The sequence below is a fragment of the Pseudomonas sp. UBA4194 genome, assembly GCF_002379585.1.
Taxonomy (GTDB): domain Bacteria; phylum Pseudomonadota; class Gammaproteobacteria; order Pseudomonadales; family Pseudomonadaceae; genus Aquipseudomonas.
In genome coordinates this window covers 37598-55431 of sequence record NZ_DFUE01000089.1, presented here as the reverse complement: position 1 = coordinate 55431, position 17834 = coordinate 37598, and the positions used below count along the sequence as shown (strand labels likewise).

The window sequence follows — 17834 nt, the reverse complement described above, 5'->3', positions numbered from 1 at the left end:
CCCGGACGCGGCTTACGCCGCTGCTACAGCCGTCTGACAGAGTCAGAGGACTCCCGCTCATAAACATCCAGCGTATCGCGCGCAATCTCCCGCCCCAACGCAATCAACTCCGGCGCCTTGTAAAACTCGAAAAACCGACACACCCGCTTTGGCACATTGATCAACACATCCGGCGGATACCCGGCAATCTTGTATTGCGCCAGCGACGTCTGCATCACCTCGAAGCTCTGGTTGATCAGATCCAGCAGCGACGCGGGCCCTACATTGTCGATGATCACCGAACCGGTCGCCGATTTCGGCGCGCCTTCTTCTTCAGGGGCCGCAGGCGGTGGCTTGAGTTGTGGCGAAGCGCTGTCCAGCCAAGGGTTGGGCAGGATCGCAGCGGTCGCTTGCAGCGTCTGCTGCTCCAGGCGCAGCAATTGCTCGGCCTGTTTGCGCCGGAAGGGCAAATGCGAGCCCAGGGAATTGAGCAAACTGTCGAAGCGCATCTTGAACGCCGCAGGCCGTTCGATCACCGGCAGTTGGTAGTGATTCTGATGGGTCGAGTTGAGGTTCACGGCGATGATCAGGTCGCAATGACTGGACACCACCGGTACGATCGGCAACGGGTTCAGCAGCCCGCCATCGACCAGCATGCGATCACCCTGCATCACCGGGGTGAACAGGCTGGGTATCGCTGCCGAGGCACGCATGGCTTGATGCAGGCAGCCTTCCTGAAACCAGATTTCCTGCTGATGGGTAAGGTCGGTGGCGACCGCTGTGTAGGGGATGCGCAAGTCTTCGATGTTCACGTCGCCGACGATCTTGCGAATCTGCCCGAACACCTTCTCGCCGCGGATCGCCCCCAGGCGAAAGCTGACGTCCACCAGGCGCAGTACGTCGAGGTAATCCAGGCTCTCGATCCACTGGCGATACACCGGCAGTTTGCCGGCCGCGTAGATCCCGCCCACCACCGCACCCATGGAGCAACCTGCGATGCAGGCGATGTCGTAACCGCGGCGCTCGATCTCTTCGATCACGCCGATGTGCGCGTAGCCGCGGGCGCCGCCGGAGCCCAGTACCAAGGCGACTCGTTTTTTCATGGGGGCAGGGTCCGAAGAGGGTATCGAGATCGAGGATGCGCCATTTGGTGAAGGGGCTTCAAGGGGGGAGGGGTTGTTTGGATAAGCTTGGCGTGAAGAGCGACGCGGCTTACGCCGCTGCTACGGGCACTTTTTTCCTCGCGCATCGTCTGACCCAGCATTACCCTGTCGTTTTACTCGAGGTGCCTTTGATGAAAGCCTGGATCTGCCTGCCGTTGTTGGCACTGGTTCTGACCGGTTGTGCCGGCAAGACCGCTTACCGTGATAGTTGTGGCACCCAGCTCGACGCTGCCTGGCAGGAACTCGATCTGGCCAAGGCCGAAGGCTTTGCCGGTACCGTGAGTTACTCCAAGGCCTTGTCGTTGCTCACCGGCGCGAAGACCCAGCAGCAGTTCGAAGCCTTCGAAGGTTGCACCAGCAAGGCAGAAAAAGCCCGCTTCTACATTCGTGAGTCTCGCGCCGGGCGTTGAGGGCTCGCAGTCGCGGCACTCGCCCTGAGTGCCTGCGGTTTTACTGATAGCACTGACAGGGAGCGTCAACCATGCGCAGCCAGCTCGATGAATGCCTGCAGGCGGTCAATGAAGTGTTGTTGGGCAAGGAGACCCAGGTACGCCTGGCGCTCACGTGCCTGATCGCCGATGGCCACCTGTTGATCGAAGACCTGCCCGGCATGGGCAAGACCACCCTCAGCCATACCTTGGCCAAGGTACTGGGGCTGAGCTTCCAGCGCATCCAGTTCACCTCCGACCTGCTGCCCAGCGATATCCTCGGTACCTCGGTGTTCGACAAGGACAGCGGGCAGTTCGTGTTTCACCCGGGCCCCATCTTCGCCGAGCTGGTGCTGGCCGACGAAATCAATCGCGCCACGCCAAAAAGCCAGAGTGCCTTGCTCGAAGCCATGGAGGAGGGCCAGGTCACCATCGAGGGCGCCACACGGCCGTTGCCGCAACCGTTTTTCGTGATCGCCACGCAAAACCCGACGACCCAGGGCGGAACCTTTGCCCTCCCCGAGTCCCAACTCGACCGATTCCTCATGCGCCTGTCCCTGGGCTATCCGGCCAAGGCGGCAGAAAAAGCCTTGCTGATGGGAGAGGCCCGCCGCGATCTGTTGCCACGTATGAGTCCGGTGCTGGACCACGCACAACTGGCCGCCCTGCAGGCGCAGGCGCGGCAGGTGCGAGTCAGCGATGTGTTGGTCGACTACGTGCTGCGACTGGTCGAGGCGACCCGCACCCAGCCGCAGTTCGCCTACGGTCTTTCGCCGCGCGGCAGCCTGGCCCTGCTGGCAGCGGCCAAGGCCTGGGCGTTGCTGATAGGCCGCGACTATGTGATTCCCGAAGATGTGCAAGCGGTATTGCCTTCGGTGGTCAGCCATCGTCTGCGCGAGCGCGCCGATCCGACCGGGCAGGGCGGTGGCGCACTGGTGCAATGGCTGCTGCGGGAAGTGGCGGCGCTGTGAAGGGCGCGCTCGGCGAGCGCTGGCGGCACTGGCAGACGCGGCGGCTGCCGTCGGCGCCACGCATCGAGCTCAATCAGCGGCGTATCTTCATCCTGCCCAGCCGCAGCGGCGCGGGGTTCTTCGTGGTGCTGTTGCTGGTGTTGCTGGCTGCGATCAACTACCAGAACAGCATGGCCTATGCGCTGGTCTTCCTGCTTGGCTCGATTTTCGTGGTGGCCATTCTGCACACCTACCGCAACCTCAGTGGCCTGGTCATCAGCGGCAATGGCACCACGTCGGTATTCGTCGGTGAACAGGCACGTTTTGCCCTGCGTCTAGAGAGCACCGGCAAGGAACATCAGGCCATCGGCGTGGGTTGGGACAAGCAGGCGCTGCAACGCATCGATGTCGCGCCCAGCCATGTGCAGGAGCTTGAGCTGAGCCTGCCGACCGTCCGCCGTGGCTGGCTGGCGGCGCCGCGTATGCGCGTCGAAACCAGCTTCCCGCTGGGCGTGCTGACGGCCTGGACCTGGGTCGATCCCGGGCAGCGGCTGCTGGTGTATCCGCAACCGTTGCAGGGTGAGGTGCCGACCTTGCACAGCGAGGCGCTGGATATCGAGGATCAGGCCCAGCGTCTGCACGGCCAGGGTGTCGATGACTTTCAAGGCCTCAAGCAATACCAGCCTGGTGACTCCTGGCGACGCATGCACTGGAAAGCGTATTCGCGGGGCGAGGGCCTGCTGATCAAGGATTTCGCCGACTTGCGCGGTCAAGAGCTGTGCCTGGACTTTCTCGCCCTGGGCGGCGATGTCGAGCAGCGCCTGTCGCGCTTGTGCTACTGGGTGTTGGCACTGTCGCGACAACAGCGCCCTTTTGCCTTGCAGCTCCCTGGCCTGCGCCTGGACACCGACAGCGGCGAGGCGCACCGCGAAGCCTGCCTGCGTGCCTTGGCCTTGTACGGTGAGCAGCGATGAAGCCGGTCCTGCCCATTCCGCGGGCCAGCCTGGCCTGGCTGTTGGTGGCTCAAGCGCTGGTGCTGGTGCCGCTGTGGTGGCACGTGCCGTTGTGGATGTTGCCACTGTGGCTGGGTTGCACGCTGTGGCGGGTCCAGGTGTTTCGCATGCGCGCCGCCTACCCGGGGCGCCTGGTCAAGCTGCTGCTGATGGTCGGCGTGGCGGCCGGGGTCTATCTGTCCCGCGGCGGCCTGATCGGGCTGGATGCCACCGCTGCGCTGCTGGTCGCCGCCTTCGTGCTCAAGGTCCTGGAAATGCAGGGTGCGCGGGATGCCCGGGTGGTGATCTTCCTGGGGCTGTTCTGCCTGGCGGTGGCGTATCTGTTCGATGCCAGCCTGCCGTGGGCACTCTATAGCCTGCTGCCCTTGCTCGCGCTGTTGTCTGCCTTGATCGGTCTGCAGCAGACGGCCTTGATTGCGCAGCCCAAAGCCACATTGAAGCTGGCGCTGAGCCTGGTTGGCCAGGCACTGCCCTTGATGGTGCTGCTGTTCGTGTTCTTTCCGCGGCTGGAACCTTTGTGGTCGTTGCCGCTGCCCAATGCCGGACAGGGCGTGACGGGGCTGTCCGACAGCATGAGCCCGGCCGACATGGCCAATCTGGGCCAGTCTGGCGAAGTGGCGTTTCGCGCCAGCTTCGATGGCGCCATGCCCGCCAAGCGCGACCTGTACTGGCGCGCCCTGAGCCTGGATGCCTATGACGGTCGCACCTGGAGTCAATCGGCGTGGGTGCAGGCGCAGCCCGCACCGGCCTGGCAGCCCAGCGGGCCGGCATTGAGCTACCGGATCATTCAGCAACCCAGTGCCAGGCCTTGGCTGTTCGGCCTCGATGTGGCCCGCACCTCGCTGCCCGGTGTGCGCCAGCTTGCCGACTGGCGCCTGCAGCGCCGGCGTCCGGTGGATCAGCCGCTGATGTATGCCGTTACCTCCTGGCCTGAAGTGGTGCGCGAGCCTGAACTGTCCCCCTTCGGCCAGCGTATGGCTCTGCAATTGCCTGCCCAGGGCGATCCGCGCACGCGCCAATGGGCTATCGACCTCAAGGCTCGATTCGCCAGCGCCGACGCGCTGGTGGCCGAGATGCTGCGTCAGTTCCGCCAGCAGCCGTTCCATTACACCTTGCAGCCGCCCACTCTGGGGGCCAATGCCATCGATGAATTCCTGTTCGACAGCCGGCGCGGCTTCTGCGCCCACTACGCCGGCGCCATGGTGTTCGCCTTGCGTGCTGCTGGCGTGCCGGCGCGGGTGGTGGCCGGCTATCAGGGCGGCGAAATCAACCCGGCGGGTAACTACCTGACCGTGCGTCAGTTCGACGCCCATGCCTGGGTCGAGTACTGGCAGGGCGGGACGGGCTGGCGCAGCGTCGATCCCACTGCGGCGGTAGCGCCGGCGCGGGTCGAGCAGGGGCTACAGCAAGCGTTGTCCGAGGACGAGAATTTCCTTGCCGGCTCCCCGTTTTCGCCCTTGCGCTATCCCGGCCTGACCTGGCTCAACGAGGTGCGCCTGCAATGGGACAACCTCAACTACGGCTGGCAACGATGGGTCCTGGGTTATCAGGGCGAGACCCAGGTGGACTTTCTCGAGCGCTGGTTCAAAGGCTTGCAACGCCTGGCGCTGCCGGTGGGTGGCGTAGCCGTGATGGTGTTGCTCGCGCTGTGGCTGCTCAAGCCCTGGCAACGCCGAGTCGACCCGCAGCTCAAGGACTTCGCCCAGTTCGAGCGCCTGCTGCGGCGCCGTGGGCTGGTGCGGGAAACAGGGGAGGGCGCGGTGGCGTTTGCCGAGCGTGCGGCCACGCACCTGCCCCATCAGCGCGAAGCGATCATGAACTTTGCCTATGCCTTCAGCGCCCAACGTTATGCGGGCCGAGCCGTATCGCGTGAACAGATGCAGACGGCCTTGCGTACTCTGCGCCGGCAGTTGGCCTCGGCGCCGCCCTCTAGACCATCGGAGTAGCACCATGTCCGCCACGTTGGACCCGCTCATTGCTCGACTGCTGGGGTTGCAGATCAAACTCTTTGCCTGCCAGGCACGGCTCGAGGACGAAACCGATGCCGAAGCCCTGCACGATCTACGCACCAGTGTGCGCCGTCTGCGCAGCCTGCTGCGGCCGCTGCGTGGTTTGCCGGCCGTAGAGGAACTGGAGGAGGCGGCCAAGGCGGTGGGGCAGTTGACCACGCCGTTGCGCGACCGCGAAGTACTGGCAGCCAGGCTGGCCAGGCAGGGCTTCGAGCAAGCGGCAGAGCGCCGCGTCGATGCCATGCGCGGGGTGTTTCCCGAGGTCGCGGCATCGCAGCCGGTGGCGCAGCTGATGCAGGTACTGGATGCCTTTCCTGGGTTCCTGCGTGCGGCCGAGCGTCAGAAGCTGGTGCGCGGGTTGCGCCAGCGCGTGGAGAAACGCCTGGCCAAGCAGTGGAAGCAACTGCTGGCCGCGCTCAAGGACCCAGCGCACGACCGGCATCGCTTGCGCTTGTTGATCAAGCGAGTGCGCTATGCCGCCGAAGCTTATCCCGAACTGGACAAGCTGCCGGCGGCCACGGTCAAGCAACTGAAAGCGGCCCAGGGGGCGCTGGGTGATTGGCATGACCACTGGCAGTGGTTGCTGCAGGCCGAGCAGGAACAGGATCTGCAACCCTGCGTGGCCGGGTGGACGGTGAGTTTGCGCAAGGCCGAGCTGAAGGCAGACAAGGTGCTGAAGAAATTGCTCAAGACGGTGGATTGATCTCGGTGTGCCAGCCCCGGCCCCATCGCGGGTAGAACCCGCTCCCACAGGGCGATCCCCATCGCCCCAATCGCACTGCATATCCCCTGTGCCACCTCCAGCCCCCCCTGTGGGAGCGGGCTCTGCCCGCGATGAGGCCCGCCTTGGCACCCCCACACCCCAACATTGTCACTTTTGTATGCTGCACCGCGCCCATCCACTGGCTACCATCCACCCACCGCCCACTCTCACTTCCAAGGCCATCCCATGACTCTCTTCGACCTGCTGGCCAGCGCACGTCTCACCCCGGATGCGGTCATCGTGCCCAGCCATTGGAGCCAGGGCCGTGCGTGCTACGGCGGGCTCATGGCGGCACTGATGCATGAAGCCATGGCCGCCAAGGTCCCCGGCCGCCCGATCCGCTCCATGGCGATCACCTTCGTCGCCCCGGCCGAGCTCGAGGTACCCATCAGTTTCGAAGTGGAGATACTGCGCGAAGGTCGCGCGGTGACCTCGGTATTGGGCAAGGCCATGCAGAAAGGCGAAGTGATGACGCTGGTCCAGGCCAGCTTCGGCCTGTCACGAGATTCGGCGGTCAGCGTCAGTGCCGTCCCGCTGCCGACCATGAAAAGCCTGGAAGACTCCACACCACTGCCTTACATCGAAGGCCTGACACCGGAATACATTCGCCATCTGGACATGCGCTGGGGTATCGGCGCGATGCCGTTCAGCAATACCCCGGTGGCGGGCATCGGAGGCTGGATGCAACTGCGCAACGAAACCCGCGATCAGCCAGTCGACGAAGCGCTGCTGCTGGTATTGGCCGACGCCTGGCCACCGGCACTGCTGCCCTATCTGGCCAAGCCCGCGGCCGGCAGCAGCCTGACCTGGACCATTGAATTCGTGCAGCCGCTGCCCGCTCTGAGCACCCGCCAATGGTGTCGCTACCAGGCGGTGATCGAACACGCCCGCGATGGCTACGGCCACACGGCTGCGGCCATGTGGAACGAGGCTGGAGAATTGCTTGCGATCAGCCGGCAGACGGTAACGGTGTTTGGCTGACGTGGCGCTCGGGATGACTCAACGCCAGCGCAGCGAACAAACCGATCACGCCGATGGCGGCTTCGGCGAAGCTTGAGCAGATCATCGAATCGGCCACCATCAGCGCCGACAGGATGAACATCGGTATGGCGATAGCGCGGGAAGTACGATTGGCCTTGTTCATGGTGCATCTCCTCGATCCGGTGCACCTGCAGCTTGAGTGCAGGTGGCTTGTGGCTTGGAATCGAGAATAAGCCTCAGCCGCAACGGCGGCGAATCAAGCCTTGCTATCACGGCTATAGAGCCGATTGAACGCTCGGTAGATCGAAAAAGGCGCGGGCGCACGCCGTGCTGTGCTCGGCCAGCACCTCCGGCGTTTCGCCCCGGTGCAAGGCCACTTCGCGCAGCACTTCGGGCAGGTAAGCGGGTTCGTTGCGACCGTTTTTTGGTTTCGGCCGCAAGGTGCGTGGCAGCAGATAAGGCGCATCGCTCTCCAGCATCAGGCGTCCACGGGGAATACTGCGCATCAGCGGGTGCAGATGGGTGCCGCGGCGTTCGTCGCAGATCCAGCCAGTGATGCCGATGTGCAGATCCATGTCCAGGTAACTGAACAACGCCTTCTGCTCGCCCGTGAAGAAATGCACCACCGCCCCGGCCAACTGATCGCGGTAGCCCTTGAGGATATCCAACAGGCGCTGGTTGGCATCGCGTTCATGCAGAAACACCGGCAGGCCCAGTTCTACCGCCAACGCCAGGTGCTCTTCCAGAACCTTCTCCTGTTGCGGACGCGGTGAGAAGTCGCGGTTGAAGTCCAGCCCGCATTCACCCACGGCGCGCACCCTGGGTTCACTCAGCAGAGCCCGCAGGCGGGCGGCGCTGTCGGTATTCCACTCGCTGGCGCTGTGAGGGTGGATGCCCGCCGTGGCGAACAGATGCTCGCCGCGCTCGTCCAGCGTCAGGCACAGCTGCAAGGCATGCTCGCTGCCCTCGACACTGGTGCCCGTGACCATCAGTTGGCAAACGCCCGCCGCGTAGGCCCGTTCCAGAATCGCTTCGTGCTTTTGCTCGAAGCTGGCATTGGTGAGATTGACGCCGATGTCGATGAGTTGCATGGTGCTACCTCAAGGCAGGAGGCCGAAAAGCATAACAGAACTCGCCAAGGACCAAGAAAGCCAAGAACTTCAATAAGTTATGGCGGTCTTTAGCGACTGCTCACTACTTTGTGCCGGGGACCGGATGGGGTTTAGAACGCTGATCGCTGTGCTGTGCTTCGCCCTGCTGGCGCCTGCGTTGGCAGCCGCCCGTCCGGCGGGACCGCCGGTGGCCGCCCATCAGGTCAAGGTCCGCGATCTCGCCCAGATCCGTACCAGCAAGGTGCTACGGGTGTTGGTCAATCAGAGCCGCAACAGCTCCGGCGAAGTCCGCGGACAACCCATCGGGGTGGAGTTTCACCGGTTGCAGGCGTTCGAGGCTTACCTCAACGGCTTCGCTGGCAAAGGCCAGGCGGTGAAGCTGAAGATCATTCCCCGCGCCAAGGAGCAATTGCTGGGCGCCTTGCAGCGCGGCGAAGGCGACCTGGTGGCCCCAGGTGAATTGATGGAGCTGCGCCCGGGGGTGGCCGTGGCGGCCAGCGATCCGGTGGTGGCCAATGTGCCGTTCGTGCTGGTCGGCATCAAGGGCGGGCGGCGTTACGCTCGGGTCGAGCAATTGGCGGGCAAGACCGTGGCGTTGGCCAATGGCAGCGCCGCGGGCGTGGCCATCGACAACCTCAATCAAAAGCTGGCGCTGCGCAAGCTCGCCCCCATCAGCGTCGAGTGGGTGGACCCCAGCCTGGCCACCGAAGACGTCATGGAAATGGTCCAGGCCGGCATTTATCCCCTTACGGTGGTGGAGCAGCCCATTGCCGAACGCTGGGCCAAGGTCATGCCCAAATTGCGCGTCGATCGGCGGGTGGTGCTCAGCGCGCCGGGCTCGCTGAGCTGGTACGTGCGCCGTGACGCACCCCTGCTGGGCGCCAGTGTCGATCGCTTTCTGGCCGCCTATAAGGTCCCGGCCAACCAGGACGCTGCGTTCGTGAAAGTCTATCGAGGCCTGTACAAGGTTCATTATCCCCTGGCCCGCAGCGACCGCCAGCGCCTGGAAAAACTGCGCCCGGTGCTGCAGCGCCATGCGCGGGAGCAAAAGATGGACTGGCTCAACCTGGCCGCATTGGCGTTCAAGGAATCCCAGCTCAACCCTGCCGCCAAGGGTGCCAGCGGCGCCACCGGGTTGTTGCAGATCACCCCGGCGGCGGCGCGGCGGGTCGGCGTGGGCAATATTCAGGAGGTGGACAACAATGTGCAGGCGGGCGCCAGGTATCTTGCGTTGATTCGCCGCAAGTTCTTCTCCAGCCCCAAACTCAATGAGCGTGAGCGCATGGCCTTTACCCTGGCCGCCTACAACATGGGCCCGGAGCGGGTTCAGGCAATGCGCGCCGAGGCGCGAAAGCGCGGCCTGAACCCCAACCAGTGGTTCTTCCAGACCGAGCGCATCGCCATGGAGCAGGTGGGCATGGGCGCGGTGAGCTATGTTAACAGTGTGAATAAATACTACCTGGCATTCGACCGGGAGCGAGACTCGCTGGAGCCTCAGACGCGGAAGGTTGCCTCTTTGAAGTGATCGTATCCTTCGATATTTCAAAGCGGTTTTTTGCGATTTTATAATCCATCAATCCGATTATCATGGCGACCATCACTTCCGCACTGAACTCAAAGGATTGCAGCATGAACACACTCGTCCAACGCGTCATGGCCACCCGCGCCGGTTTCGGCATCACCGCGCTGCGTGTGCTGGTAGGCATCATCTTCGCCGCCCACGGCTCGCAGAAGCTGTTCGGCCTGTTTGGCGGCGGCGGCCTGGCGGGCACCGCCCAATACATGGAAAGCCTGGGGTTGCACCCCGGCACACTGATGGCGCTGTTGTCCGGCAGTGCCGAGTTCTTCGGTGGGGTGGCATTGATCGTCGGTTTGCTGGTACGGCCTGCCGCAGTGGTGCTGATTGCCACGCTGGTGGTGGCGATCTTCTCCGTGCATATCCATAACGGTCTGTTCATGGCCAACAACGGCTACGAGTTCGCCTTGGCGCTGCTGGGTGGCGCAGTGGCGGTGTTGATTGAAGGTGCTGGTCCGGCTTCGGTGGATCGCGCCATCACCCGTCGCTAAGCACGTGTGAACGCGGCTCCGCTTTGGTGTAACCTGCCGCCCACCCCTTCGGTGGGCGCGTCAGGAGAATGTTTTGGCTACCAGTATCATCACCCGTGAAGGTCACGAGGCGCTCAAGAGCGAACTCGATCACCTGTGGCGCGTATACCGTCCCGAAATCACCCAGAAGGTGACCTGGGCGGCCTCCTTGGGCGACCGCAGCGAGAACGCCGACTACCAATACAACAAAAAGCTGCTGCGCGAGATCGATCGACGCATACGCTACCTGCGCAAGCGCCTGGAAGACATTCAGGTGGTGGACTATGCCCCCGAACAGGAAGGCAAGGTGTTCTTCGGTGCCTGGGTCGAGATCGAGAACGATCAGGGCGATACCAAGAAATTCCGTATCGTGGGCTACGACGAGATCTACGGACGCCTGGACTACATCTCCATCGATGCACCCATGGCCAGAGCCTTGCTGAAAAAGGAGGAGGGTGACGAAGTGGTGGTGCAGACGCCTCAGGGCGAGGCGTTGTGGTACATCAATTCGATCAGCTACCCCTCCACCTTAGCGGTGCGGACTAGCCAGCCGTCTGGTTCTTGAGATGACCGAAGCTTGACGGTTTGCGCGAGCGCTCCGGCAGCGTCAGGCTGCCTTGCTCGACCTTGCGCACCAGATACTGGTAGGTCTGCAGTGCCTGCGACCACATGTGCTCGCCGATCGCCAAGGCATCGTATCGGGCCGAGTTGTCGGCACTCTGGGCGAACTGCGGCAGGGGCGCGATCTGGGTGTGGTAATCGCATGCATAGAACAGCGGAAAGGAATAGCGCTCCTGCGCGACCTTGCGCACTCGGTGAGCGGTGGCGACGAACGCGCCCGCGGTCATGACCTCGAGCATGTCGCCGATGTTGACCACGAAAGCTTCTTCCAGCGGTGGGGCGTCGATCCAGCTGCCATTGTCGTTCATGACTTCCAGACCGGGCTGATCCGCCAGAAGGATGGTGAAGCACTCGTAGTCGGTATGCGCGCCGATTCCGGGGGCATCGTGGGCCTGGCTGTCGAACGGGTAGTGGATCAGCCGTAGCTTGGACGGTGGGCACGTCACGAACGCCGCGAAATAATCTTCGGGCAGACCCAGTGCCAGGGCAAAGCCGGTGAACAATTTGCTGCCCAGTGCGAACACGGCGCGGTAATAGGCGCTGACGCGAGGCTCGAAGCCTGCCAGGGGCGGCCAGTCGTTGCTGCCAATCAACGGCGTACCTGCCAGCACCAGCGGGTGGTCGGCGGGGGCCGGAAAGCCGACGTCGAATGCTTCCTTGTGATCGGGCCTGGCATTTTTGGAATACACCTCTTCGCCTTCGGGCACATAGCCCTTGTGCGTTTTCGATGTGCCGATGTAGTAGTCCATCTTGCTCGCCATGTCCTGGGCGAAGAAATCCCTGGCCGCCTCCCGCAGATCGTGGATCAGCCTGGGGTCGATGTCGTGGCCCTTGATGTACAGAAAGCCGACATCGCTGGCTGCCTGCCCCAGCTCGGTGGCGACCTTCATGCGCTCGGCGAGATCATCGCTGTACAGGCCGCGGATATCGACGACGGGAATGCGGGTAAAAGGCTTTGCGGTCATGACGGGCACCTGAAGCTAGTTCGAGTCGATGAAGTGAGCGAAATGGGCACGCTCGGTGGCGCCCATCCAGCTGTTGATCTGCCACAGGTCACCCACCGGTTCATTGCTGAACGGCGCGTGGTGCAGGTAGCCATCCGGGCCGAACTCGGGGGTCAAGGTGGTGCGCGAGTAGCCTCGGGCCTTTTGCGAAGCCCAGACCTGTTCCCAGTGATGCTGATGGAAGCGTAGCGCGGCCGCGTACTCCGGGGCTGCGGGGTGTGGAACTTGCGGGCCCTGGTCGTAGCCCACCCTGGCCTGGATGTGATGGACCCGGGAAATGAAGTCGCTCAAATCGTCGGTGGGGTGGTCCAGCAGACGTTCGCAGACCACAACCCAGTGACTGATGTCAGTGGTGAACGCCAACTGCGGAACCTGCCGGGCGATCTCCAGCGTGACCCACGGCGAATACAGCGAGCGCGACCTGTGGGTTTCGAAGCTGCACAGATGACCGCTGTGGTGGGCAACCTCCAGAGCGCGGGAAAAGAAGTCGACCTGTTGTTGCAGGGGCCAGCGATCATTGCCCGCCAGCACATTGATGAAGCCGGGTTCGAACGGGTCTGCCCAGCCCAGCTTCCTGCGCAGGTCCTCCAGGTGAGCATCCGGGCTTGCACTCTGATCGGGCAGTACGTCGTAGGCGGTGAATAAAATGGGGATGTAGGGCACCTGCTCGCTGGCCAACAGGCGCGCGGCATTGGCGCGCGCTTCGGGCGTGGCCGGGAGCCTGGCCTCCACGCCATCGAAGCCATGCGCCCGCAGTTCCTGGATGGCGGTCCGCCAATCGCCCTGGTAGCCCCACAACGTACGAAAGATCTCGAGCTCCATCACGCTTTCCTTTGGACGCACTGATGTCGAGAGCCTGCAAGCGGTGTGCCGGATGGGGTCGCCCTGTAAAGCGCGTGGCCGGGCGTGTCTAAAGGAAAGGGCTTTTGTATGGCAGGGTGCAAATGCGTGCGGTTGACAGTGCGCCGGGTGATTCACTAGGATTGCCGCTCATGCGCCGATTTAGACAGCTACTTGCGGGGCGCCTGGGGGTGTTCATACGCCTTCGAAATACCGCTAAAGCGCTGGTTCGGTGACGCCTCCCACTGAAGCCCAGCTCTTCTGACATGAAGCGGGTGAGGCTGAGAACACCATCATGAGTTGCCCACGCCCCATCGTATGCCTTGCGCCGATTCCGGCGAGTCCTGCACTGCGTCATCCTCGAATTCTTCTGCTGGGTCATCATCAGCCGACCCTGTTGCGCTGCCTTGACGGCTGGCCGCGGCGGGGCGGAAGGGCCACCGCTTTTGTCGCTCGGTTCATTGCCGAGCCGTCGGCGTTGGCGGGTTTGGCGGATGACAGTTTTGAGCTGGCGGTGATCCAGGCACCGCGAGGGGCCGATGTCGCGGCGGTGATCGGGCACGTGGTCCGCGTGGCGCGCCAAGGCCTAATCACCGTAGCAGCGGCGTAAGCCGCGTCCGCCGTTTAACAATTAACCTTAATGACCTTCGCGCCCCCGGAAGCCGCTCACGCCGCCGCGCCGGGGAAACCCTTACCCTTCCCGCAATACAGCCAACGGACTGGCGTTCAGGGCCCGCCGCGTTCCGAACACACCGGCACCCCCCACCAGCAGCGCCCCGATCACTGGCAGACACAGCAGCCACGGATGCGGACTCCACGTCAGGTCGAATGCATACCGATACAGCACCAGGCTCACCAACTCGGTCCCCAGCGCCGCCAGCAGCCCACTGGCGGCACCCAGCAAGCCGAACTCGATACGCCGCGATTTGATCAGCAGACGCCGCTCGGCTCCCAGCGCGCGCAGCAGCGCGCCCTGACGAATGCGTTCGTCCAGCGTCGCCTGCAGGCCGGAGAACAGCACCGCCATGCCAGCGGCGAGCACGAACAGCAGCACGTATTCCACCGCCAGCGTCACCTGGGCCAGAATGCTGCGCAGCTGTTCCAGCAGCGCCTCGACCTGCAGGATGGTCACTGCCGGAAACGCCCGGGACAGTTCCACGACCTGGGCGTCATGGCCGGGCGCGAGGTAGAAGCTGGTCAGGTAGGTGGTCGGCAAATCCTGCAGGGTGCCGGGTTGGAAGATCATGAAGAAGTTGGGCTGGAAATTGTTCCAGTCCACCGTGCGCAAGCTGGTCACCACCGCATCGCGGTTCGAGCCGCCGATGTTGAAGGTCAGGCGGTCACCCAATTTCAGCTTCAGGCTTTTGGCCACTTCTTCTTCCACCGACACGCCCGGGACGTCCGAAGTCTGCTCGCCGGTCCACCATTGCCCGGCCGTGATGCGGTTGCCGTTGGGCAGGTCGGCGGCCCATGTCAGGCTCAGATCGCGCTGCACGGCGCGCTCACCGCGCGAGTCTTTGTCGACCAGCTCGCTAACCGGTTCGTCATTGATATCCACCAGACGCCCTGGCATGACCGGGTATAGCGGCGCGGCGCGGGCGCTGGCATCCTGCAGATGCTGGGCGAAGGCGTCACGCTCGGCGGGCAGGATATTCAGGGCGAAGTAATTGGGAGCGTCCTTGGGCAACTGGTTTTGCCAGTTGTCCAGCAGCTCGCCGCGGAGCAAGGCAATCAGAGCCATGGCCAGCAGTATCAGGCCGAAGGCCAGCGCCTGACCGGCCGCTGCCAGTGGATGGCGCAGCAGCTGTCCCAGGCCCAGTCGCCAGGGCAATGTGGAGCGCGCCAGCAGCCGGCGCAGGCTTTGCAGGCCCAGCAGCAGCACGCCGCCCAATACCAGCGCGGCCACCAGCCCACCGGCCAGAAGGGCGAAGGTCAGCACTAGGTCCAGGCTCAGTCGCCACATGATCAAACCCAGCGCCAGCAGCGCGGTGCCGTACACCAGCCAGGTGCTCGGCGGCACGGGCAACAGGTCGCGACGCAATACTCGCAGCGGTGGCACGCTGCCCAGCGCCGCGAGCGGCGGCAAGGCGAATCCAGCCAGGGCCACCAGGCCGGTGCCGACGCCCGCGACCGCGGGCATCAGGCCTCCATGGGGGATCACGGTTGGCAGCAGACCTTCCAGCATCTGGAACAGCACCAATTGTGCGAGCCAGCCGATCAAGGCACCACTCAGACACGCGAGCACACCCAGCAGGGCCAGCTGCACACAGAACATCAGTAGCACCTCGCGGCGCGACAGGCCCAGGCAGCGCAGCAGTGCACTGGCGTCGAAACGGCGGGCGGCAAAGCGGCTGGCCGACAACGCCACCGCGACCCCGGCCAGCAGTACCGCCACCAGGCTGGCCATGTTCAGGTAACGTTCGGCCTTGCCCAGGGCGCCGCCGATCTGCTGGTTGCTGTCGCGAGCATCACGGATGCGCTGGTTGGGGTCCAGATTGGCTTCCAGCTGCTTCTGGTAGTCGGCCAGGGCACCTGGCTCGCCACGCCACAGTTCCCGGTAGGTGACCCGGCTGCCGGGTTGCACGACATTGGCGGCCTTGAGGTCTTCCAGGTTGATCATCACCCGCGGCGTCAGGCTGTAGAAGTTGCCGGCCCGGTCGGGCTCATAGGTCAGCACGCGGGCCAGGCGCAGGGTCTTGCTGCCCACGTCCACCGGGTCACCGACCTTGAGGTTCAAGGCCGCCAGCAGGCGCGACTCGGCCCAGGCTTCACCGGGTTTCGGCCCGCCCCCGGCGGTTTCCGCGCCGTAGGGTTCGCCGGCGCTTTTCAGCTCGCCACGCAAGGGATAGGCGTTGTCCACGGCTTTTACACTGGACAGCTGAATGCCATTGTCGGTGGCAATGACGCTGGCGAATTCGACGATCCGCGCATGGCTCAGGCCAGCTTGCAGCCCGGCATCGATCTGTTCCTGGCGGGCCTGGGTGCTGCCCTGCAGAATCAGGTCGGCGCCCAGAAACTCCGTGGCGCGCAGTTGCATGGCGCCGTTCAGGCGGGCGCCGAAATAGCCGATGGCGGTGCTGGCGGCCACGGCCACCAACAGGGCGAAGAACAGCACGCGCAACTCGCCGGCGCGGGCGTCGCGCAATAGCTGGCGGGCGGAGAGGGTGCACAGGCGCAGCAAGGGCAGACCGGCCATCAGGGCTCCAGAGGCGCGACGAGGCGCCCGGCATCAAGGCGGATCTGGCGGTGGCAGCGGTGCGCCAGGCGTTCATCGTGGGTCACCAATACCAGCGTGGTACCCCGTTCCTTGTTCAGTTCGAACAACAGATCGCTGATGCGCTCACCAGTGTGGCTGTCGAGGTTGCCGGTGGGCTCGTCGGCGAACAGCACGTCTGGCTCGGCGGCGAAGGCCCGCGCAATGGCAACCCGTTGTTGCTCGCCGCCAGACAGCTGGCGCGGCGAATGACTCAAGCGTTGGCCCAGGCCCACCCGCTCCAGCAGGTTGCGGGCATGCTCGCGGGCATCCCGGCGTCCGTCGAGCTCCAGCGGCAGCATGACGTTTCCCAGGGCGTTGAGGCTGTCGAGCAACTGGAACGACTGGAACACGAAGCCGACATGCTCGGCCCGCACCCGGGCCCGCTGGTCCTCGTCCAGCCCGCCAAGATCCTGGCCGGCGAGCGTGACGCTGCCCGCACTGGGCAGATCCAGGCCGGCCAGCAGGCCCAGCAGCGTGGACTTGCCGGAGCCCGATGCGCCGACGATGGCCAGGCTGTCACCTTTCAACAATTCAAGGGAGAGTTCGTGCAGGATGGTCAGTTCACCTTCCGCGCTGGTGACCACTTTGCTAAGGTTCCGCGCTGTGAGAATGCTTGCGCCCATGGAGAGTCCGATGCGAATGTGGTTGATAGGTGCTGGCCTTGGCCTGATGTTGGCGGCCCAGAATGCAGCAGCCGGCACGGTGCTGATCGTTGGCGATAGTATCAGTGCGGCTTTCGGGCTGGATACCCGTGCCGGGTGGGTGTCGTTGCTTGAGCAGCGGCTTGAACGCGAGGGTTTCAAGGACGAGGTGGTCAATGCCTCCATTACCGGCGACACCTCGGCAAACGGCTCCGCGCGGCTGGCGCCGCTGCTTGCCGAGCATAAGCCGGCGCTGGTTATCCTCGAATTGGGCGGCAACGATGGGCTGCGCGGAATGCCGCCCGCGCAATTGCAACAGAATCTTGCATCGATGATCGACCGTTCCCAGGCGGCGGGGGCCAAGGTCCTGCTGCTGGGCATGCAGCTGCCACCTAACTATGGTGCGCGCTACACCAAGGCGTTTGCCGATGTGTATCCGCAACTGGCGCAGCAGAAGAAGGTACCTCTGGTGCCGTTCTTTCTGGAGGGTGTAGGCGGGGTGCCTACGCTGATGCAGGCCGATGGCATTCATCCGGCCGCCAATGCGCAGGGCAAGTTGCTGGAAAATGTCTGGCCGGCACTGAAACCGCTGCTTTGACGCTTTTCTACAGACGGGCTTTCGGCTAATGTGGCGCCCCCTGTTTGGAGCCCCCGATGCCGCGTCCCGCCTGGTCCCTGTTTGCCTATCAATTGATCGAGCCTGACGAGCAGCTCGATCTGTTCGCCTGCCAGGAAAGCCGGGTGCATCTGGTCGCGCGTCAGTTGGAGCTGGGTGGCTCGGTCGACCGCACCCTCTGCGGCACCTTGTTGCCCGCGCAACCGCGGTGGTTGGGCGTGCACAAGCAGATCTTTCGTGATCAGCGCCTGTGCAAGTTGTGCCGCGCCATCCTCTTCGCCCAGCGCAAGGGCACCCGCCCAGTGTGGCCCGAGCTGCAATCGATTCCCTGAGCTTGGGCTGCGACGTCGGGCCGCGAGCAGCGCCTGCCCGG

The 17834-nt window shown here is 64.0% G+C and carries 19 protein-coding genes; 12 read left to right on the top strand and 7 right to left on the bottom strand.

Going from position 1 to position 17834, the window contains the following annotated elements:
• Positions 1–23 precede the first annotated feature (23 nt).
• On the bottom strand, positions 24–1082 hold the full coding sequence (locus B3397_RS22030; RefSeq protein ID WP_296254037.1) for a patatin-like phospholipase family protein: 1059 nt from the start codon (positions 1080–1082) through the stop codon (positions 24–26).
• Between the two features lie 191 nt (positions 1083–1273).
• Here B3397_RS22030 and B3397_RS22025 point away from each other — a divergent pair, with 191 nt between their 5' ends.
• The 6 genes from B3397_RS22025 (at position 1274) to B3397_RS22000 (ending at position 7286) form a co-directional block, all read left to right on the top strand.
• Positions 1274–1552, top strand: a complete 279-nt coding sequence (locus tag B3397_RS22025) for a hypothetical protein (RefSeq protein ID WP_296254036.1) — start codon at positions 1274–1276, stop codon at positions 1550–1552.
• Between the two features lie 71 nt (positions 1553–1623).
• Positions 1624–2541, top strand: coding sequence for an AAA family ATPase (locus B3397_RS22020; RefSeq protein WP_296254035.1), 918 nt, complete (start codon positions 1624–1626; stop codon positions 2539–2541).
• The gene (locus B3397_RS22015; RefSeq protein WP_296254034.1) at positions 2511–3494 is read left to right on the top strand and encodes a DUF58 domain-containing protein; all 984 of its coding nucleotides are present in this window, start codon (positions 2511–2513) and stop codon (positions 3492–3494) included. Before B3397_RS22020 ends, B3397_RS22015 begins: the two co-directional genes overlap by 31 nt.
• Positions 3491–5479 (top strand): transglutaminase TgpA family protein, encoded by a 1989-nt coding sequence (locus B3397_RS22010; protein ID WP_296254033.1) that lies wholly within the window; start codon positions 3491–3493, stop codon positions 5477–5479. The genes B3397_RS22015 and B3397_RS22010 overlap by 4 nt, the downstream gene beginning before the upstream one ends.
• Positions 5480–5483: 4 nt before the next feature.
• Positions 5484–6245, top strand: coding sequence for a CHAD domain-containing protein (locus B3397_RS22005; RefSeq protein WP_296254032.1), 762 nt, complete (start codon positions 5484–5486; stop codon positions 6243–6245).
• Positions 6246–6491: 246 nt separating this feature from the next.
• Complete coding sequence (locus B3397_RS22000) at positions 6492–7286, top strand: acyl-CoA thioesterase (protein ID WP_296254031.1); 795 nt, start codon at positions 6492–6494, stop codon at positions 7284–7286.
• Here the strand turns inward: B3397_RS22000 and B3397_RS21995 are convergent.
• Both B3397_RS21995 and B3397_RS21990 read right to left on the bottom strand, forming a co-directional pair.
• Positions 7255–7449: a hypothetical protein gene (locus tag B3397_RS21995; RefSeq protein ID WP_296254030.1), complete on the bottom strand. Its 195-nt coding sequence runs from the start codon at positions 7447–7449 to the stop codon at positions 7255–7257. The two genes, B3397_RS22000 and B3397_RS21995, sit on opposite strands and share 32 nt — an antisense overlap.
• A 112-nt stretch (positions 7450–7561) precedes the next feature.
• The gene (locus B3397_RS21990; protein ID WP_296254029.1) at positions 7562–8377 is read right to left on the bottom strand and encodes a TatD family hydrolase; all 816 of its coding nucleotides are present in this window, start codon (positions 8375–8377) and stop codon (positions 7562–7564) included.
• Positions 8378–8501: 124 nt separating this feature from the next.
• On the opposite strand from B3397_RS21990, the gene B3397_RS21985 reads away from it, so the two are divergent.
• From B3397_RS21985 to greB, 3 genes are all read left to right on the top strand, one after another.
• A complete protein-coding gene (locus B3397_RS21985) occupies positions 8502–9923 on the top strand; it encodes a transglycosylase SLT domain-containing protein (protein ID WP_296254028.1) in 1422 nt (473 codons plus the stop codon).
• A 104-nt stretch (positions 9924–10027) separates the two neighbouring features.
• Positions 10028–10465, top strand: coding sequence for a DoxX family protein (locus B3397_RS21980; protein ID WP_296254027.1), 438 nt, complete (start codon positions 10028–10030; stop codon positions 10463–10465).
• Between the two features lie 73 nt (positions 10466–10538).
• Complete coding sequence (gene greB / locus B3397_RS21975) at positions 10539–11048, top strand: transcription elongation factor GreB (RefSeq protein WP_296254026.1); 510 nt, start codon at positions 10539–10541, stop codon at positions 11046–11048.
• Here greB and B3397_RS21970 read toward each other — a convergent pair.
• Together B3397_RS21970 and B3397_RS21965 are read right to left on the bottom strand one after the other, a co-directional pair.
• Complete coding sequence (locus tag B3397_RS21970; RefSeq protein WP_296254025.1) at positions 11026–12069, bottom strand: isopenicillin N synthase family dioxygenase; 1044 nt, start codon at positions 12067–12069, stop codon at positions 11026–11028. The two genes, greB and B3397_RS21970, sit on opposite strands and share 23 nt — an antisense overlap.
• A gap of 15 nt (positions 12070–12084) precedes the next feature.
• Entirely contained in the window at positions 12085–12930 is an 846-nt protein-coding gene (locus B3397_RS21965) for a TIM barrel protein (protein WP_296254024.1), read from the bottom strand.
• Between the two features lie 313 nt (positions 12931–13243).
• Between B3397_RS21965 and B3397_RS21960 the strand changes: the two genes are divergently transcribed.
• Positions 13244–13558 (top strand): class I SAM-dependent methyltransferase, encoded by a 315-nt coding sequence (locus B3397_RS21960; protein WP_296254023.1) that lies wholly within the window; start codon positions 13244–13246, stop codon positions 13556–13558.
• An 81-nt stretch (positions 13559–13639) separates the two neighbouring features.
• Here B3397_RS21960 and B3397_RS21955 read toward each other — a convergent pair whose 3' ends face one another.
• Complete coding sequence (locus B3397_RS21955) at positions 13640–16144, bottom strand: ABC transporter permease (RefSeq protein WP_296254022.1); 2505 nt, start codon at positions 16142–16144, stop codon at positions 13640–13642.
• Positions 16144–16827 (bottom strand): ABC transporter ATP-binding protein, encoded by a 684-nt coding sequence (locus tag B3397_RS21950; protein ID WP_296254021.1) that lies wholly within the window; start codon positions 16825–16827, stop codon positions 16144–16146. The genes B3397_RS21955 and B3397_RS21950 overlap by 1 nt, the downstream gene beginning before the upstream one ends.
• Before the next feature lie 10 nt (positions 16828–16837).
• Between B3397_RS21950 and B3397_RS21945 the strand changes: the two genes are divergently transcribed.
• Both B3397_RS21945 and B3397_RS21940 read left to right on the top strand, forming a co-directional pair.
• Positions 16838–17443: an arylesterase gene (locus B3397_RS21945; RefSeq protein WP_296254020.1), complete on the top strand. Its 606-nt coding sequence runs from the start codon at positions 16838–16840 to the stop codon at positions 17441–17443.
• Positions 17444–17499: 56 nt separating this feature from the next.
• Positions 17500–17793, top strand: coding sequence for a hypothetical protein (locus B3397_RS21940; protein ID WP_296254019.1), 294 nt, complete (start codon positions 17500–17502; stop codon positions 17791–17793).
• Positions 17794–17834 lie beyond the last annotated feature (41 nt).

Bases quoted from the DNA above. Each gene is read 5' to 3' on its own strand.
- B3397_RS21990 (WP_296254029.1), bottom strand. From the start codon at position 8,377: ATGCAACTCATCGACATCGGCGTCAATCTCACCAATGCCAGCTTCGAG.
- B3397_RS21940 (WP_296254019.1), top strand. From the start codon at position 17,500: ATGCCGCGTCCCGCCTGGTCCCTGTTTGCCTATCAATTGATCGAGCCT.
- B3397_RS22000 (WP_296254031.1), top strand. From the start codon at position 6,492: ATGACTCTCTTCGACCTGCTGGCCAGCGCACGTCTCACCCCGGATGCG.
- B3397_RS21950 (WP_296254021.1), bottom strand. From the start codon at position 16,827: ATGGGCGCAAGCATTCTCACAGCGCGGAACCTTAGCAAAGTGGTCACC.
- B3397_RS22025 (WP_296254036.1), top strand. From the start codon at position 1,274: ATGAAAGCCTGGATCTGCCTGCCGTTGTTGGCACTGGTTCTGACCGGT.
- B3397_RS21970 (WP_296254025.1), bottom strand. From the start codon at position 12,069: ATGACCGCAAAGCCTTTTACCCGCATTCCCGTCGTCGATATCCGCGGC.
- B3397_RS21960 (WP_296254023.1), top strand. From the start codon at position 13,244: ATGAGTTGCCCACGCCCCATCGTATGCCTTGCGCCGATTCCGGCGAGT.
- B3397_RS22015 (WP_296254034.1), top strand. From the start codon at position 2,511: ATGGCTGCTGCGGGAAGTGGCGGCGCTGTGAAGGGCGCGCTCGGCGAG.
- B3397_RS21965 (WP_296254024.1), bottom strand. From the start codon at position 12,930: ATGGAGCTCGAGATCTTTCGTACGTTGTGGGGCTACCAGGGCGATTGG.
- B3397_RS22005 (WP_296254032.1), top strand. From the start codon at position 5,484: ATGTCCGCCACGTTGGACCCGCTCATTGCTCGACTGCTGGGGTTGCAG.
- B3397_RS21955 (WP_296254022.1), bottom strand. From the start codon at position 16,144: ATGGCCGGTCTGCCCTTGCTGCGCCTGTGCACCCTCTCCGCCCGCCAG.
- B3397_RS21980 (WP_296254027.1), top strand. From the start codon at position 10,028: ATGAACACACTCGTCCAACGCGTCATGGCCACCCGCGCCGGTTTCGGC.
- B3397_RS22010 (WP_296254033.1), top strand. From the start codon at position 3,491: ATGAAGCCGGTCCTGCCCATTCCGCGGGCCAGCCTGGCCTGGCTGTTG.
- B3397_RS21995 (WP_296254030.1), bottom strand. From the start codon at position 7,449: ATGAACAAGGCCAATCGTACTTCCCGCGCTATCGCCATACCGATGTTC.
- B3397_RS22020 (WP_296254035.1), top strand. From the start codon at position 1,624: ATGCGCAGCCAGCTCGATGAATGCCTGCAGGCGGTCAATGAAGTGTTG.
- B3397_RS21985 (WP_296254028.1), top strand. From the start codon at position 8,502: ATGGGGTTTAGAACGCTGATCGCTGTGCTGTGCTTCGCCCTGCTGGCG.
- B3397_RS21945 (WP_296254020.1), top strand. From the start codon at position 16,838: ATGCGAATGTGGTTGATAGGTGCTGGCCTTGGCCTGATGTTGGCGGCC.
- B3397_RS22030 (WP_296254037.1), bottom strand. From the start codon at position 1,082: ATGAAAAAACGAGTCGCCTTGGTACTGGGCTCCGGCGGCGCCCGCGGC.